This is a genomic window from Acinetobacter sedimenti, assembly GCF_022601685.1.
Classification (GTDB): domain Bacteria; phylum Pseudomonadota; class Gammaproteobacteria; order Pseudomonadales; family Moraxellaceae; genus Acinetobacter; species Acinetobacter sedimenti.
Genome location: NZ_JAKUML010000013.1, coordinates 1 through 18300, shown reverse-complemented (window position 1 = coordinate 18300; position 18300 = coordinate 1). Strand labels below are relative to the sequence as shown.

Annotated in this window: 15 protein-coding genes and 1 tRNA gene; 8 read left to right on the top strand and 8 right to left on the bottom strand. The window is 39.9% G+C overall.

Translation table 11 applies throughout. The annotated features are described in order from the left end of the window. Positions 1 to 37: 37 nt before the first annotated feature. Positions 38 to 1888 carry an ATP-dependent nuclease gene (locus MKI79_RS08835; RefSeq protein ID WP_241572264.1) on the top strand — a complete coding sequence of 617 codons (1851 nt, stop codon included), beginning with the start codon at positions 38 to 40 and terminating at the stop codon, positions 1886 to 1888. Continuing rightward, the gene (locus MKI79_RS08830; protein WP_241572262.1) at positions 1872 to 3875 is read left to right on the top strand and encodes a UvrD-helicase domain-containing protein; all 2004 of its coding nucleotides are present in this window, start codon (positions 1872 to 1874) and stop codon (positions 3873 to 3875) included. The genes MKI79_RS08835 and MKI79_RS08830 overlap by 17 nt, the downstream gene beginning before the upstream one ends. Here MKI79_RS08830 and MKI79_RS08825 read toward each other — a convergent pair. The 3 genes from MKI79_RS08825 to MKI79_RS08815 form a co-directional block, all read right to left on the bottom strand. Continuing rightward, positions 3870 to 4427: a TetR/AcrR family transcriptional regulator gene (locus MKI79_RS08825; protein ID WP_241572259.1), complete on the bottom strand. Its 558-nt coding sequence runs from the start codon at positions 4425 to 4427 to the stop codon at positions 3870 to 3872. The two genes, MKI79_RS08830 and MKI79_RS08825, sit on opposite strands and share 6 nt — an antisense overlap. A 42-nt stretch (positions 4428 to 4469) precedes the next feature. Further along, a complete protein-coding gene (locus MKI79_RS08820) occupies positions 4470 to 5366 on the bottom strand; it encodes an alpha/beta hydrolase family protein (RefSeq protein WP_241572257.1) in 897 nt (298 codons plus the stop codon). 79 nt (positions 5367 to 5445) lie between these two features. Next, positions 5446 to 6246 (bottom strand): crotonase/enoyl-CoA hydratase family protein, encoded by an 801-nt coding sequence (locus MKI79_RS08815; RefSeq protein ID WP_241572254.1) that lies wholly within the window; start codon positions 6244 to 6246, stop codon positions 5446 to 5448. 239 nt (positions 6247 to 6485) lie between these two features. Between MKI79_RS08815 and MKI79_RS08810 the strand changes: the two genes are divergently transcribed. Next, a complete protein-coding gene (locus tag MKI79_RS08810; protein WP_241572252.1) occupies positions 6486 to 7787 on the top strand; it encodes an OprD family outer membrane porin in 1302 nt (433 codons plus the stop codon). 87 nt (positions 7788 to 7874) lie between these two features. Here the strand turns inward: MKI79_RS08810 and MKI79_RS08805 are convergent, their stop codons facing one another. From MKI79_RS08805 to ppx, 5 genes are all read right to left on the bottom strand, one after another. Then, the gene (locus MKI79_RS08805) at positions 7875 to 8465 is read right to left on the bottom strand and encodes a YggT family protein (protein ID WP_241572248.1); all 591 of its coding nucleotides are present in this window, start codon (positions 8463 to 8465) and stop codon (positions 7875 to 7877) included. A 36-nt stretch (positions 8466 to 8501) separates the two neighbouring features. Next, on the bottom strand, positions 8502 to 9329 hold the full coding sequence (gene proC / locus MKI79_RS08800) for a pyrroline-5-carboxylate reductase (RefSeq protein WP_241572244.1): 828 nt from the start codon (positions 9327 to 9329) through the stop codon (positions 8502 to 8504). A 67-nt stretch (positions 9330 to 9396) separates the two neighbouring features. Continuing rightward, entirely contained in the window at positions 9397 to 10824 is a 1428-nt protein-coding gene (tilS, locus tag MKI79_RS08795) for a tRNA lysidine(34) synthetase TilS (protein WP_241572242.1), read from the bottom strand. After that, complete coding sequence (locus MKI79_RS08790; protein ID WP_241572239.1) at positions 10764 to 11585, bottom strand: acetyl-CoA carboxylase carboxyltransferase subunit alpha; 822 nt, start codon at positions 11583 to 11585, stop codon at positions 10764 to 10766. The genes tilS and MKI79_RS08790 overlap by 61 nt, the downstream gene beginning before the upstream one ends. A 105-nt stretch (positions 11586 to 11690) precedes the next feature. Further along, positions 11691 to 13217, bottom strand: a complete 1527-nt coding sequence (gene ppx / locus MKI79_RS08785; protein WP_241572237.1) for an exopolyphosphatase — start codon at positions 13215 to 13217, stop codon at positions 11691 to 11693. Positions 13218 to 13546: 329 nt separating this feature from the next. On the opposite strand from ppx, the gene trxA reads away from it, so the two are divergent. From trxA to MKI79_RS08760, 5 genes are all read left to right on the top strand, one after another. Further along, complete coding sequence (trxA, locus tag MKI79_RS08780) at positions 13547 to 13873, top strand: thioredoxin (RefSeq protein WP_241572235.1); 327 nt, start codon at positions 13547 to 13549, stop codon at positions 13871 to 13873. 542 nt (positions 13874 to 14415) lie between these two features. Next, positions 14416 to 15678 carry a transcription termination factor Rho gene (rho, locus tag MKI79_RS08775; protein ID WP_241572233.1) on the top strand — a complete coding sequence of 421 codons (1263 nt, stop codon included), beginning with the start codon at positions 14416 to 14418 and terminating at the stop codon, positions 15676 to 15678. A gap of 401 nt (positions 15679 to 16079) precedes the next feature. After that, positions 16080 to 16403, top strand: a complete 324-nt coding sequence (locus tag MKI79_RS08770; protein ID WP_241572232.1) for a hypothetical protein — start codon at positions 16080 to 16082, stop codon at positions 16401 to 16403. A 322-nt stretch (positions 16404 to 16725) separates the two neighbouring features. Further along, positions 16726 to 17913, top strand: a complete 1188-nt coding sequence (locus MKI79_RS08765; RefSeq protein WP_241572230.1) for an ammonium transporter — start codon at positions 16726 to 16728, stop codon at positions 17911 to 17913. Positions 17914 to 18055: 142 nt separating this feature from the next. Continuing rightward, positions 18056 to 18132: transfer RNA gene (locus MKI79_RS08760), tRNA-Ile, on the top strand. Positions 18133 to 18300: the final 168 nt, after the last annotated feature.

Below are 18300 nucleotides of genomic sequence, written 5' to 3'. Positions count from 1 at the left end.
TATTTTTATAGATAATAACCTTGATAAAGCATTTCTTATGTATCTAAAAAATATCAAATTATGGAATTTTAGAAAATATGGTTCTGATACAGCAATTGATCTTGTTCAGCCAAATTTGAATTTGAACTTTGTTCAAGGATTAAATGTATTAATTGGTGAAAATGATTCGGGAAAAACAGCAATTATTGATGCGATAAAGCTCGTTTTAAAAACACATAGCTATGAATACTTAAAAGTTGAAGATAGAGATTTTTATAAGGACTCAACAAGATTTAGGATCGAACTAGAGTTTCATGATCTCACAGATGAGGAAGCAAAAAATTTTATAGAATGGCTAGGATGGACAGAAAATGGAGAAAAAGTTACGCCCTATTTAAAGCTAAACTATGATGTAACACGTACCGATAAAAAGGTTTTACCATCTGATATTAAGGCAGGTACAGATTCAGATGGCTCTCAACTATCTGCTGAAGCAAGAGATTATCTCAAAACCACCTATCTCAAACCTCTTCGTGATGCTGAAAATGAACTCATCGCAAAAAAGAACTCTCGACTTTCTCAAATTCTACTTGCTGACCCCGCATTCAAAGATAAAAATAAAGACCATGAACTCGTTAAAATGTTTGAAGCATTGAATGAGAACCTAACAAAATATTTTAAAGGGGAAGAAATTCAATATACAGCCAAAGATGGCAACCCTATCAAAGATAAATATGAAGCTGGGAAAATCATTAAAGACAAAATTGATGGCTACATTCAAGCATTCTACGGCGAAGGAATGTCCACAGAATTTAATGTGTCTGCAACAGAGTTAAAGGGTATTTTAGAAAAATTTTCCTTATTCCTTGAATCTCAACGCAATGTTGGCTTAGGCACTTTAAACCGCTTATTCATGGCGACGGAACTTCTTCATTTGAATAAAGAAAATTGGTTTGGTTTACGATTAGGCTTGGTTGAGGAATTAGAAGCGCATTTACATCCTCAAGCCCAAATGCAAGTTATTGAAGCACTAATGAAGCAAGATAAAATTCAGCTTATATTGAGTACGCACAGCCCGAATCTAGCATCGAAAGTCAAACTAGAACATCTTATACTTTGTCACAACAACACTGCCTTTCCTCTAGGTCAAGACTATACACAGTTAGACCAAAAACAATACGTTTTCCTTGAAAAATTCCTTGATACTACTAAGTCGAATCTATTTTTTGCAAAAGGCGTAATCTTTGTGGAAGGTTGGGCAGAAGAAATTTTAATCCCTAGCTTTGCAAAAGCGATCGGAATAGATTTAACCGCAAAAGGCATTTCTGTTGTAAACATTGGCAATGTTGGTTTTCCACACTACGTTAATATTTTCCTCAGAAAATCCCCACCTCATATGACTATTCCAATTGCCGTGATCACTGACTCAGATATACGAACATATGAAAAAGTGAAAACTAAAGTAAAAAGTAAAGATGGCGAAAAAGAAGAAGAGGAAGTTCAGATTAATTATCAAAAAAGAGACGTCACAACTGTTGAAAAAGAAACTGCTGAAAAGCTTACTGAAATCAAAAGCAGAGCAATTGAAAATGTTCAATATTTTCCTGCACCACAATGGACACTCGAATGGTGTTTATTTAAGTCAACTAAACTATCTAAATTATTTCAAGCAGAGACAACGGTAATACATCCAACAATATTTTCTCGCACTGATTTTGAATTAAATCTTGCCACACAACTCATTAAGAAAGGACTCGGCAAAACTGAAATCGCATATCAACTTGCTCATGCACTCGATGATGAAATGAATCAGGATATTAGCAAACAAACTTTAAAACTTGCTAACGCTGATAAAGATGACGCAATCTATTACTTAATCGAGGCGATTAAATATGTTGCCAACCATTAAAATATCAGAAGCTGACATCCATTACGCCGAACGACTTTTATTACCGGTTGATAAAACCTTTGATGATGAACGTCGGGCATTCATACGCAACCTGTCTACAATTGATTTACAAGCTGTTCCTGGCAGTGGAAAAACCACAGCACTATTAGCAAAACTATTGATTTTAGAGAAAAAACTTCCACTCCCTGATGGTTCAGGAATATTGGTACTTTCACATACTAATGCTGCGATTAATGAAATCAAAGACAAGATACAACAGCATTGCCCAAAGCTATTTCGTTATCCAAACTTTATCGGCACCATTCAAAGTTTTGTGAATGAGTTTTTAGCTAGCCCATATTGTGCTTTAACAATCAAGAAAAAACCTTTACTTGTTGAAAACGAAAAGTATTTTAGCTATATCTCATTTAATCTATCTTATAAAACAAAAACTGCCTTGCAAAATAGAAACATCAATTATTTTGAATTTTTGAGTGAATCTTTTTTGAATGCAGAAAGCAAATTTCAACACTTTTGGAATGGTGAAGAAAAAACCATTAACCGAATTGGTAGTCACACTGCAACATATTCTGAGCTATACAACTTAAAACATAAATTATTAGTGGAGGGAATTCTTTGTTTTAATGACTGTTATGCTTTAGCGAAAAAATACATAAATAAGTACCCTGCTGTAATCGAAATCATGAATCAAAGGTTCAAATTTGTATTTGTTGATGAAATGCAAGACATGGCTACTCATCAGCATGATTTGATTGAAAAATTATTTTATGTCGATGGGCAAGGTCGCTCTGTTCTGCAACGTATTGGTGATATTAATCAGTCAATTTATAGTGCTAGCAATGAAAAAATAGATGACGTTTGGAAGTATCGGGAACATACGCTTTCTTTGATGAATAGTCTTCGCCTAAGCCCTGAAATAGCTGACCTTGTGAAAAATTTTGCGTTATATCCTGATCATTGCACAAATATAAAAGGATTATATCCTTGCGACCTGAAGCCTCATTTGATCCTGTATGGTGATAACGAACATCAAGATGTTATCCCATATTTCACTACTTTAGTGACAAAATATCGTGATGAAGGCGAACTCAACATTGATCCTGATAAATCAGGTCAAGTTAAAATCATTGCTTGGAGTACGGAATGGGATGATGGACATAATGATGGCAAAATTCGCTTAGTAGACTACTATCCCCTATTTAAAAAGAACGAATCTAAACCGAAAACAGACTATGATTGCTTAAAGAGCTATTTTCATTTTTATGATAAAAAAGCAAACTTACTTGCGCCAATCCGCAACAATATTTTAAATGCGCTACTCAAAATCCTTCGATTTGAAAATATTCAAATAGATGGCGAGGCTGTATATTCAAGTTATAAATTATTAAAGTATCTTAAACAAGATTCACCAACTGATTACGATCAGCTCAATTTAAAAATTTATCAATGTGCTCTAAAAACTGTACAAGGTAAAACCACCGATGCTTTATCTGATCTTCAGGGATATATCCCAACATTCGTAACTTACTTCGACAAAACACACTCTTTATCTCCAACCTGTATGAATTTTATTAATGGCAATACAACAAAAATTGAAACACCTGCTCAAGAAAATACAAAATCTTCAAATATTGTTGAAATAGATAACCTACAAATCGAAGTAACAAATGTTCATGCTGTAAAAGGGCAAACACACTGTGCAACCCTTTATGTTGAGTCATTTTTCAGTAGAGGTTATGGAAACTACGAGTCTGAGCGACTGAGAAATCAATTTTTAGGAACTCAAACCATTCCCGAAACCCTTGAAATACAAAATACTAGCCATGACAAGATTATACGGTCAGCTAAAATGGCTTATGTCGGATTTTCTAGAGCAACACAATTGCTTTGTATAGCTATTCACAAAGATAGATTTAATACCCATCTAAGTAATATTGACCGTAACTTGTGGGAAGTTCATGAAGTTCCCAAAAAAGAAAATTCATGACACAAGCAATTTAATCCGCTTTTCCACCTGCTCTATATAAAAAGCATCTTCGGTAAAGCGATACATCAAGATCGCCCCTTCATAGTCCGCCACACTCTGCTTCGCAAGACGTCGTGCTTCCGCCTCATCATACTTTTCAGCGAACAGCGGATACATGGCATTTTCCCAATCTTGGAAAAAAACACGAATCAAGGGCTTAGCTTCAGGTAACGTGTGTAAAGACTCAATCGAAATAATCGCCATCAAACAACCCACTTCACCAATGGAAAAATATTGCACTGCTTTGCTGTGCATGGTGGCGAAGCGATCTGCAACACTCAGGCTTTCATCATTCGCAATCGGATTTAAATAGCCAATCAACTGCTGATGAATCTCTTGCAAAATATCCATCAACAACTGCTCTTTATTATTGTAGTAATAATAAAATGCACCTTTCGTCAGCCCACAAGACGCTGCCAACATCTGCATACTGGTGCCTGCATAGCCATGTTGCTTAAACTGCTTGGCACAGTGGCTGATAATTTCACTACGACTCAGTTTATTTGGACGCATGATTTTCCTATCCGAAGGACATTTTCTTAAATAGTTTTGAAATTAAAAATACTGCTGAAACTGACCCATCACATGATCCCAAATCTGCTCAGCACCTTGACGAAAATAGCCCATATGTCCAATCTGCTTTAAGCCAAATTGTTGCGGTGTAATATCATCATTGGTCAGCTGTGCATTTTTATAATGCACATGCAAAGCATCTCGTGAGATTGGCATCGCCCATTCATCATCGATCGATGTCACAGCGATGATCGGCGTGTTCACTTTGGCATATTGCGCATGCAGATATTGCATATCAGGATCGTCAAAGAAGTAGTTTGGATATTTGCACCACTGCTTCCACTGCTGATACACGCCTAAAGGCAAATCTGCGCCCATCTTCAGCTTGCTCCACGGCACATAGCCATAGCGTAGCGCCATCGCAGGAAATACCACATTCCAAATAATCGACACTTTAAAGGCTTCAACTTTCGGCATATAACCTTTCCAACCCACGCCACTGCCAAAGGTCATACACGCCGTGAGTTTCTGCGAATTATTCACCAAGCCAAGCGCCTGCCCGCCATAAGAATGACCGATGAGAAAAGTCTTGATGCTATCTTTTGCAGCGTCTTTGGCAACCTGATCAATCACACCTGACAAGTCCAACTGTCCCCAGTCGAGATAATCCATCTCAAAGCCTTTTAAATTTTTCGGTGCAGACTGCGCAATACCACGATAATCAAAGGTAAACACTTGAAAACCTCGTTCCGCCATATACAGCGCAAAGCGACGATAAAACGCCTGTGGCACACCTGTCGCATTGGCAATAATCATGTTGGCAATAATCTGTGATTTTGGACGATAGCGAACACCCGATAACGCATAATTGTCTAAGGCTTGAAAGGTCAACGACTGCTGATCAACCGCTTGTAGGGAGAATTGTGTTTGCGCATTCATCGTATTTCTCTAAATAAAGAAAATGGTTTTGACCAAAATTTCAAATCATTCAAATTGAAAATGAATAAATTGAAAGCAACTATTTGCCCTGAAACTTGGGTGGACGTTTTTGCATCATTGCCATCACACCCTCCATCGCATCTTGCGAAGCAAACAATGCAGGTAGATAACTATTCATCCGATCAAAGGCGTATTGCTGTCCATGCAATTGCGCTTCGGTAGCCGCTGCAATTAAGGCTTTGACTCCAAGCGGTGCAGCTACACTGATCTCTTGCGCCATCTCGATCGCACGTTCAAGTTGCGTTCCATCTTTGGCAATTTCAGAAATTAGATTCAGATCAAGTGCGGTTTGACTATCGAACTTTTTACCAGTCAGTAAATACGGCATGGCTTTTTGCCAACCTGCAGCCTGTACAAAGCGCACCGTCGCTCCGCCAAACGGCATGATGCCACGCTGTACTTCCATCTGAGCGAATTCGGTCTGCTCACTGGCAATGACCACATCGGCATTCAACATCAACTCAATGCCTGCGGTATAGCAATAGCCATGTACCGCAACGACCATTGGCTTGGTCCGTTGTTTGCCTTTGATTCCCCACGGATTGATGGTTTCTGCGTCAAAATTGAACACACCATCTTTAATTTTTGGCTGCAGCTCCATCAGGTCTAGCCCAGCAGTAAAGTGCTTACCATGTGCAAAGATCACCACACAGCGTAAATTATCATCGGCTTCATAGACGGTTAATTCATTAGCTAAGGCATGAATCAGATGATTATCAAAGGCATTATATTTCTCTGCACGATCAAGTCCGAGCAATAAAATATGATCGTGGATAATTTCACGGCTCACTTTGCCTTGATGATTTTGTTCTGCACTCATTATACTTTTCCAATATTATAAACTGATAACTACCTTTTTAAACGATCGTTCAATAACTGTCAAATGATTTTTATGATGTTGAGTTAAGTCATCCAGTTTTGAAGAGGTAAAATCAAAAACCATCAGACTTTAGTCTAAATTTCGCCAAATTAATAACCGTTTGGAATAAATAAAGTAATTTATTTTTATAAATTTATTGTACAATCCGCCTCTTTGTTATTTTTTGAAGGCTACTACCAATGCGAACAAAAAAAATCGCCCTCTTGCTACTTATCCAGTCGGCAATCATCGGTACTGCTGTTGCAAGCGAACAATCTGAGTCAAAAGGCTTTGTTGAAGATGCAGACGGCTCTATCTTATTCCGTACTGGCTTTATCCATCGTGATAAGAAAAGTGGGCCAAAAGATCAAAGTTCATATGCACAAACTGCAATTGTGAATTTGGACTCAGGCTACACCAAAGGCATCGTTGGGTTCGGTGTTGGCGCTGTAGGCGATTTTTCTGTTGGACTTGGTGAAAATAACAACTCTAACAACAACATGGTGCCACGTAACAATCAAGGCGAACCATACGATCACTGGACACGTGGTGGTGGGAATGTCAAAGCACGTTTTTCAAATACTACTGTACGTTATGGTACACAAGTTTTAGATTTGCCTGTTCTTGCAAGTAACACAGCACGTCTAGTCCCTGAGTATTTCACAGGGACATTGATCAATAGCCGTGAAATTGACAATGTCGAATTGATCGCTGGTAAGTTCACCAAAAACCAATTTTCAGATCAAATCTCTACCGATGAAAACGAACTCGATCGTGCAACGGTTTGGGGTGTGAAATATCAACTGAATGATCAAACCAAATTGGCGTATTACGGTGTGGATAACAAAGATCGTTTAGAACGTCATTATGCCAATGCTAATTATACCTACCCAGTTGCGAAAGGTACGTGGACATTCGACTTCAGTGGTTATCATACTGATTGGGATCAAGAAGCCAATGGCAACTTATATTCATATTCAGGCAACCCTGATGATGAATATCAAAACTCGATTTGGGGTGTTTCTACGACCTATAACACTGGTCCACACAACATCATGTTGGCTTACCAACAGAATATAGGTAATGTCGGTTACGACTACAACTTAGGTAAAGGTGTCGCAGATGGCGGTCAAAGCATCTATGTACCAAACTCGTATTTGTCAGACTTTATCGGTAATGATGAAAAGTCGGTGCATTTGCAATACAACTACAACTTCGCCAACTTCGGCTTAAAAGGTCTGAACTGGACAAATGCAGCTGTATATGGTTGGGATATTGATGTCGCAGACGGTGCAGACCGCACTCAACTCGTCAGTGATAACTCTGAAGAATACGAATTCTTTAGCCAAGTGAAATACACTGTACAAAGTGGTTTTGCCAAAGATGCAAGTTTACGTGTTCGTCACTCATACTACCGTGCAGATGACGAATATGATGCAACTTACATTGGTGACACCAATGAATGGCGTTTATTCTTAGACATTCCTGTGAATCTTTTCTAAGTAACTACATTCAAAACATAAAAAAACCGACGCTTTATTAAGCGTCGGTTTTTTTATTGCTGAGTAAATATCTATAAAAATAGAAGTTTAATGAAAACCACCAATCACAGCAAAAGACACACTGGTCATCACAACATCAATAATAATCAATGCCAAAATCGCCAATAAAGGTGACAAATCAATCATTCCCATATTCGGCATGATCTTACGAAATGGAGCAAACAATGGCTCCGCAAGCTCTTGAATCGCTTCGGTAAATGGCCCACTCTTTTGGGTAAAAAGTGTCACCCAACTCATAATGATTGCAGCAAAAATCAAATAACGACAAAACGTCACTACACCATCTGTCACTGCCATCAATGTGCCAAGTAACAAACTATCTGCACCTGATGCAAGATTTTTGTAATGCACCTCAAAGATCGTAATCCCCAAGCCCATATTGCTCAGCACAGATACTTTCACCAAGTACAAAATGATCAGCAAAATAAGCGCTGCTAAGTTAATTCGACCTTTCGCAGGCTTTGGAAGTGAGCGATTCAACACATCAACAAACTTAGTCGCCTTGATCGTCGATTGCACCACAGGATTAAAGAAGTTAATCCCTGCAAGTTGCATCAAGAAACGTAAGAACACCAATAAAATCACTACATTGAGCAAGACGTTAAGCAATAGCGCCAAAGTATTTCTCTCAAAATATTAAAAAATCGACCTAATTTATTTGGTATTGAGCTTTTCTGCAAGCTCTTCGGCCAAAGTTGCACTACGTTTTTCTGCTGCCGCCAGTGCAGCTTGGATATGTTGACTCACTTGATGGTGATCAAATGTTTCTATCGCAGCTTGCGTCGTACCATTTGGCGAGGTGACATTACGACGTAGTTGTGCAGGCGTATTTTCACTGGTGATCGCCATTTGCGCCGCACCCAGTGCCGTTTGCAAGGTCAATGCTGTCGCTGTTTTTTCATCTAACCCAAGATTTTTACCACCTTGAATCATCGCTTCCATCATATAGAAGAAATATGCAGGACCCGAACCTGATACCGCTGTCACTGCATCAATCTTTTTCTCGTTATCCACCCAAATCGTCAAACCTGTCGCAGCCATGATCTGCGATGCAACATCACGATCCGCTTGCCCGATATGATCAGGTGCATACAAACCATGTGCCCCACTCTGTACCAATGCAGGCGTATTTGGCATCACACGGATAATTCGATCATAACCACCAAGTAGAGATTTAAATATGCCAATCGTTGCACCAGCAGCGATAGAAATCACCAATTGATTGGTCATCAAATCTGCCAAAGGGCTTAAAACTTCTGCAAGCATCTGAGGCTTCACAGCAACAACAACGACATCTGCATTGGCAATCGCTTCGGCATTATTGTCCGTGACATTGATATCTTGCTGACGCAAAACCTCTTGAATCTCAGGCACAGGATCAGACACCGTAATGCGTGTTGCAGGCAGACCTCGTGCGATCATCCCACTGATCAACGCCTGTGCCATATTGCCACCACCAATAAACGTAATATTCTGATCCATTGTTACATTGACCTCGATGCTTTAACTTTTAAATTAATATTCAAATTGTCAGTTGCTCTTTTGCGCACTACTCATCAGGTGAAAATTCACCCTCAAGCATTGGCAACCAACCATTTGGTTCGACAAACCCACTGTCTGCCAACCAAAATCCCAACGGTGTAAACACACCCAACGGCGTATTATGGTACATCAATATTTGAATTTGATGACGAAACCACGGTGCGATTTTGGCTTCTTGTAACATTTTCTTTAATAATCGGTGATCTTTTCGTCCATAAAGCCGAATTTTTTCACCACCTTTCCGTGGTTTCAACATTAAAGTCTGATTCAATAAATCAAAATTAAGTCCAATGCGCTCACCCTGAACACGATCTATTTGGAAATTATGCCCTACCAATGTAATGACATTGTTCAAAGAGATTTGAATTTCAGATGGATCAATTGACTGCTGTAAGCTTTGCCACGCTGCTGTTGTATAACGATACAACGCATTTTCATAACGCAGAAAATAAGCTTGCGACCAATGCAACATGCTACTGGCATCTTGCCGTGCATCAATCACCTCATCATTTAATCGCTCCACCATCGCCAATGGTGGACGATAATTTTCATCAGCTTGCATCCAAGCCGATAAAAGTTGTCGCTGACGTGGCTTAGATAATGTTTTTAAATTGCAAATATTTAAACGCCCCGCATCATCGACACAGTATTGAATATCTTGAGCTAAAACTTCCTGCAAAATTTGATTGGCATCTTGCATCAAGATTGCAGTTCTCGACAAACTATCCTGCGCATGAGGAATACGCTGCTCAATCAATGGTAATAATTGTTGCCGATACCACACTCGATCAAACTCATCATCAAGATTCATTGGATCATTGACATATTCAAAACCCAACTGCGAAGCCCATTGCTGAATCTGTTTTTTTGACAATGATAAAAGCGGTCGCCAAATAAAATATTTTTTAAAATCAGATAAATTTGAGTTTTTAATGGTTCGAGCTTGCCATTCCTGCATCACAGACAAACCTCGCACCCCTGCACCTTGAAATAGGCGCATTAGCAAAGTTTCGGCTTGATCTTGTTGATGATGTCCGAGGATTAGTACATCATTTTCTTGTAGTTCATTTTCAAAAGCGTGATAACGTGCTTTGCGTGCTTCCGCTTCAAGATTCCCCTGAGACACATCCACTTGAATCACTTTGCAAGGTACAGCCAGTTTTGCACAATGCTGTAAAACCAAGTTTGACCATTTTACACTATCGGCTTGAAGCTGATGGTCAATAGAGATGACTTTGAATCGACAATGATTCAATTGTTCTGAAGTCAAATCAGCAAATAAATAAAGCAGTAGCATAGAATCCATACCACCGCTACATGCGAGAACAATTGAAGTGTCTTGTGAGGTTTGATCGAGTGTTTGCGTTTGAGCGATTAAACGTTGGCGAAATTGTTGCTGCCAAACTTCATCAAACGTTGGTAGCGTGCTTCGCATCGTTCATCTGCATCCATTTGCATTAATCGGTCGAGTTGGATTTTGAGTTGTTCTTGTAGTGCGTGCATCACTTTGATTGGATTAAGATGCGCACCCTCACCCTCGTCAATCACCGTTTCAACGATTCCAAGCTGATGCAACCGATCTGCGGTCAATGCCAACGCTTGGCTGGCTTGCTCTGCTTTCTCAGCAGTTTTCCACAGAATTGAGGCACAGCCTTCAGGTGAAATCACCGAATAAATACTGTGTGAAAGCATCATCACATGATCGGCAACACCAATCGCAAGCGCACCACCTGAGCCACCTTCACCAAGTACCGTGGCAATCACAGGGACTTTTAATGCAGAGAGTTGTGCTAAATTTTTTGCAATCGCTTCGGCTTGCCCACGCTCCTCTGCACCAACACCGGGATAAGCACCCATTGTGTCAATAAAGGTAAGGACAGGTAAGTTAAAGCGTTCAGCCATTTCAAAAAGGCGTTGTGACTTGCGATAACCTTCAGGATTACACATACCGAAGTTGTGTTGTAGACGCTCACGAGTACTACGTCCGCGATGCTGACCAACCACGATCACAGGCTGACCGTAGAAACGTGCAATTCCACCCACCAAAGCACCATCATCACCGAAGACACGATCACCATGTAAAGTATCAAAATCGGTGAAGATCTCACTGGCATAGTCCAAAAACTGTGGGCGTTCTGCATGACGTGCGATCTGCACAGTTTGCCATGTTGGAGATATTTTTGCCTTACTGTTCATGCGATGCACTCTTTCCTTCGGTTATATCTCTAAGTCGATTTTAGAAATATCAAATTGAATCATCATTTGAATAATTTAAAACCGTACTCAGGCTAGTTCACCATTTTAAACTTCTTGAATATCTTGATCGGAATCAATGAGCAACTCAACATGCCAATGTTTAAACTGGGCTTGCTCATCTTGCAACTCTGCGATCAATAAAGGCCATTGTTTCACATCACCAGAAATCGTCAATTGCCAAGTCTGCTCATTTTTTACCTTTAAATGAAAGGCAGGCAAATCCGCATCACTACGACTATGATTGAGCAAAACTGCCAAGCGAAGCAATAAACATAGATATGCCAAACGCTCAGAACCGACCTTTTTCACATCATGCAAGGCATCTTGCCGAAGCTTACGACGATGATGCGAAACGAGGTGGGACAAATGATTTTGGTCGATTTGTGAAAAGCCGGGAATATCCGAATGCTGTAGTAGATATGCGCCATGACGATGATAGCCACCATGACTAATCGCCAAGCCAATCTCATGTAAATAGGCCGCACGACGTAGTAGATCACCATCTTCCACAGATAAATCTAAAACTTCTGCCGATTGATCGAAGAGTTGTTGCGCTGTTTCTACCACACGTTCTGCTTGCTTTTGATCTGCGCCATAGCGACCCATCATCGCCTGTACACTGCGATCACGAATATCCTCATGACGGAAGCGTCCAAGCAAATCGTACATCACACCTTCACGCAGTGCGCCGTCAGAAAATGCCAATTTTTCAATTTTTAAGACATCAAACACAGCATACAAAATCGCCAATCCAGCTGGCAAAACCTGACGTCGATCATCTCGTAAGCCATCAAAATCAATTTTTGAGACATGATCAACTTTTAATAATTTTTCTTTGAGCTTATGCAAACCTTCACGAGTGACATTATCTTGCTCATCGCTCAGATTCATATTGACCATGATCTGACGACACGCTTTGATCGTACCGCTAGAGCCGACGACAGTGTCCCAACCTGTTTTCATGTAGGTATTGGCGATTGCACTGAGCTCTTTACGTGCAGCAACGACTGCTTTATCAAATGCTTTTTGACTAATATCACCATCAGGGAAATACGCTTTAGTATAAGCCACACAGCCCATTTGCAATGATTCAGTATTCAAAGGCTCAAACTTTTCACCAATAATAAACTCAGTCGAACCACCACCAATATCAATCACCAAACGACGCCCGCCATTTGCCATGGTATGTGACACGCCAAGATATATCAGCCGTGCTTCTTCACGCCCGGCAATGATCTCGATTGGTTTGGGTAAGATTTCCGCTGCTTTTTGCATAAATTCGTCGCCATTCTCAGCTTGACGAAGTGCGTTGGTCGCAACAATACGCATGCGATTGCGAGGGACTGCGCTTAAACGCCCTACAAACCGTGAAAGACAAGCCAAACCACGCTGTTGCGCAGCCTCACTCAAATAATTATTCTCATCCAACCCTGCTGCAAGTTGCACTTTCTCTGACATTGATGCAACTTTTTTCACTTCGCCGTGATCAACACGTGCTATTGCCAAGTGAAAACTATTTGACCCCATATCAATTGCAGCAAGCAATTCATCATCAATCAAAAAATCTGACATTCTCAAAAAAGATCCCGAAATCTCACCTCCATAGCCTAATCGACAACGCATCTTTTTAAAAGAATAATTGTCGAAAAATATCGCCAATACCGCCTGAAATTTGACGTATCAAACTGCATAAAACGCAAGATTAGATAGAAATATCGCCAATTACGATGATCAGCATTAAAACTATCTATGACTGATTCGGCTGAAAAACTTGAAAAAAAATCGAATGCCATCATAATTCCCTTAAGCCAAGTTGCATCACTGCCCATCTTGATCAATAACATCCGATCAAAAAAGTAGGTGCACTTGATATCGAATCAAATGAATAACTGGAGCCATCCATGTCAGACAAAATTATTAATACATCTGATGAGCAATTTAAATCAGACGTTTTAGATAGCGACACCCCTGTACTCGTAGACTTTTGGGCTGCTTGGTGTGCGCCATGTAAAGCCATTGCACCAGTACTTGAAGATTTGGCTGGCGAATATGATGGCAAACTCAAAATTGCTAAGGTCGATGTAACTACTGCAGAAGATACTGCAGTGAAATACAACATCCGTAATATCCCAGCTCTTTTGATTTTCAAAAATGGTGAAGTGATTGCACAACAAGTTGGTGCAGCACCAAAATCAAAATTGGTTGAATTTATCAATAGCAACATCTAAATCTAGCAACATCTAAATCTAAAGTATTCATTCGAGAGCACGCTCTTTGAATTATCAACTAAGATTTAGCGGTCATAAGATTTAGTAACTAAGTTAGATATACGTCAGCAAAATACAGATGGTAAGAAAATTGCGATTTTCTTACCATTTTTCTTAAAAGCTTAAAACGTACAAATGATGATGATCTAAAATTTTTCCTACACAGTAGGCAGAACTATTTTAGAGGAGTTATCAAAAAGCATGCTGTAAAAGCATAGATTCTGTAAGATTTTCAATTGACAAAGCAATTAGACTCTCTTATAGTCCTATATCAATTAAGTCACCTCCAATTCATGACATTTGTCAGGTGATTTGATGAACAATAAGATCGCCACTCGGCTTATCAAATCTCGCTTTTAGCCTCAATAATTATTTTGAATGCATCTGTGCAGGTATTTTGCTATTCGCAATACAGCATCTTTGCAAAGCGACGTGCGAACTTATCATCCCCGCTTTTTCTATCTTATTTTTTTATCGCAGCCTAAAGCACTGAATATCCTCGTATGAACTTAACTGAACTAAAGAAAAAACCAATCGGCGAATTGATCAAAATTGCTGAATTTATGGGCCTTGAAGGTATGGCTCGTAATCGCAAACAAGACATCATTTTTGCGATATTAAAACGTCACGCCATGAACGGCGAAGAAATTTTTGGTGATGGTGTTTTAGAAATTTTATCTGATGGTTTCGGCTTTTTGCGCTCTGCAGCAGGTTCTTATCTTGCAGGCCCTGATGACATCTATATCAGCCCATCACAGATTCGTCGCTTTAACTTACGTACAGGCGACACCATTACGGGCACGATTCGCCCACCCAAAGAAAGCGAACGCTACTTTGCACTATTAAAAGTGAATCAAATCAACTTTGATACACCTGAAAATTCACGCAATAAAATCCTATTTGAGAACCTCACACCACTATTCCCGACTGAGCAATTGGTCATGGAATTGGGTAATGGTTCGACTGAAGATTTGACTGCACGTGTGGTTGACTTGATCGCACCAATTGGTAAAGGACAACGCTCTATCATCGTTGCACCGCCAAAAGCAGGTAAAACCATGTTGCTACAAAATATCGCACAGTCGATTGTTCGCAACAACCCTGAAGTTTTCCTGATCGTACTTCTCATTGACGAACGTCCTGAGGAAGTCACCGAAATGGAACGTACTGTTCGTGGTGAAGTTATCGCGTCAACATTTGATGAAGCGCCTGCACGTCACGTACAAGTTGCAGAGATGGTGATTGAAAAAGCCAAACGTCTTGTTGAACACAAAAAAGATGTCGTGATCTTACTCGACTCGATCACTCGTCTAGCTCGTGCCTACAACACAGTGATTCCATCTTCAGGTAAAGTCTTAACTGGTGGTGTGGATGCACATGCACTCGAACGTCCAAAACGCTTCTTCGGTGCAGCACGTAATATTGAAGAAGGTGGCTCACTCACCATTATCTCGACTGCATTGATCGAAACTGGCAGTAAGATGGACGATGTCATCTACGAAGAATTCAAAGGTACAGGTAACCAAGAAGTCACGCTTGACCGTCGTATCGCTGAAAAACGTGTCTTCCCTGCAATGAACATCAAGAAATCAGGTACTCGTCGTGAAGAGCGTCTGATGGATGAAGATAAACTACGTAAGGTGTGGATTTTACGTAAACTACTTCACCCAATGGATGAGCTTGCTGCAATGGAATTCTTACTAGATCGCATGAAAGAAGCAAAAACTAATGATGATTTCTTCGATCAAATGAAACGTAAGCAATAATTTCGCTCAATTCAGCTTAATTAAAACGTCAAATTTCACAAAATTTGGCGTTTTTTTATACAATTTAGTTTTGGTTGACAAACATTACACTTTTTTACACTCGTTTACGCCATTTTTTTGAGCAAATTCAATTTTTTGATAGTTTAAATTTATTTATTAAATATCAACAATATAAATTAAAATTAAAATGCTTTAATTTTGTCATAATTGCCAAATCTACTTAATTTCGCATTCTCAATTTGTTTTTTTCATCAATCACTACAATTTTCCCAGTAGAAAATAAATTTGCGTGGTGATAGCATAACAACCAAGCTGAATGACTTGTTAGCAAAACGTCCAATGCGAGGGATAGTTAACAAATTGTTCTTAACTTTAATCTCAACTTTATAGAGAGAGATGCCATGTTATTCAAAAATATCGCTATTGCAACTGCTATCGCTGCTTCTTTAACTTTCGTTGGTTGTGCTAAGAAAGCTGACGAAGCTGCTGCTGACGCTAACGCTGCTGCTGCTGACGCTACTGTTGCTGCAACTGAAGCTGAAGCTGCTGCTGACGCTGCTGCTGCTACTACTGAAGGCGCTGACGCTGCTGTAGATCAAGCTACTGACGCTGCTGCTGTTGCTTCTGACGCTGCTGTTGATGCTGCTGACGCTGCTACTGATGCTGCTGCTGTTGCTACTGACGCTGCTGCTGAAGCTGTTGCTACTGAAGAAGCTGCTAACTAATCAGTTTACTGATCAAGTGAAAAAGAGAGCCATTGGCTCTCTTTTTTTTGTCTGTAATTTCTTCAAAAATATTTTTCACATTTTTATAGCCAGTTTTTCTCATAAATTTCCCTCCCCACCTCAAGACAACAACTATTTTGGTGCAATTTCAAAAATATTCCTATTATTATAAAAAGTTGGTGCGTTTTTTGCTTTATTTTAGCTCACATAATGCATGTTTATAGATTGGGCTCTATTCACATGATACTTTTTAACCAATTTGGTGCAGATTAAAACTTATTCCGTTATAGAGTTTATTTTTTGCACCATAGTTGAGCAAAATATGCAAAATGTAGATCTTTTCTTCTTACTCATGGGCGCTGTATTGGTCTTAGCCATGCATGCTGGATTTGCCTTTTTAGAACTAGGAACGGTTCGCCATAAAAATCAGGTCAATGCGCTCAGTAAAATCCTAACAGACTTCGCTATTTCGTCGATTGCTTATCTTTTTGTTGGCTACTATATCGCTTATGGGTTGCACTTTTTCCATACAGCGACAGCGCTTACCGAAGATCATGGTTTCAATTTGATGCGCTGTTTTTTCTTACTAACCTTCGCTGCTGCGATCCCTGCGATTGTTTCAGGCGGTATCGCTGAACGTGCAAAAATGCGTTCTCAAGCGATCGCGACTTTGCTACTCGTTGCGCTCGTTTATCCATTCTTTGAAGGGATTGTATGGAACGGTAACTTTGGTCTACAAGATTGGTTAACGCAAAACTTTGGTGCAAGCTTCCATGATTTTGCGGGTTCAATCGTTGTTCATGCAATGGGTGGTTGGATTGCATTTATTGCAGTGATCCTGCTTGGTGCACGTTCTGGACGTTATAAAAAAGACGGGCGGATTGCTGCTCATCCGCCATCGTCTATTCCTTTTCTTGCCTTAGGTTCTTGGATTTTGATCGTTGGTTGGTTTGGCTTCAACGTGATGAGTGCGCAACGTGTCGAAGCAATCTCAGGCTTGGTTGCGATCAACTCATTGATGGCGATGGTCGGTGGTACGCTAAGTGCAAACTTTGTTGGACGAAATGACCCTGGTTTCTTGCACAATGGCCCTTTAGCAGGCTTAGTTGCGATCTGCGCAGGCTCTGATGTGGTGCACCCTGTTGGGGCTTTAATCATTGGTATTATTGCAGGTGCGGTATTCGTTAAACTGTTCACATATACACAAAACAAACTCAAAGTAGATGATGTGCTTGGTGTATGGCCTCTGCATGGTGTTTGCGGTTTATTTGGTGGACTTGCTGTCGGTGTATTGGGGCAAGAGTACTTTGGTGGGCTAGGTGGCGTAAGTATGATGTCACAGCTCATCGGCTCTACGCTTGCAGTTTTGTTTGCTTTAGTTGGCGGATTTATTGTCTATGGTGGTCTAAAGCTGATCATGGGCTTACGACTTTCTGAAGAAGATGAATTTCGTGGTGCAGACTTGTCGATTCATAAGATTTCTGCCAACTCTGAAGATGCAATGTTCTAAGCCAATATCATCAATATTTGCTTGATTTAACTTTAAGCGAATACTTGCTACGGTGCTTGTCTTTTACTTTTAACTTGTTTAAGATGAGCGCCGATTCAAGGCTTTAATATGTGTAAAATACGCAATTTAAAACAGTGTTTCAGGGCCTATAGCTCAGTTGGTTAGAGCAGCGGACTCATAATCCGTTGGTCGACAGTTCAAGTCTGTCTGGGCCCACCATTTATTTATATTTTTATAAGAAAAAATTTCTGCTTTTATTTTTTCATAGCAAACTTCCCTGTTTACCCTTTTCTTTTCTCTTAATTACTTTGGGTCTAGATAACTTTACCACAAATCAAAAGGTGCTAAAGTTACGCTATGACTGGGTTAAACAAGTATTGTAAGCAT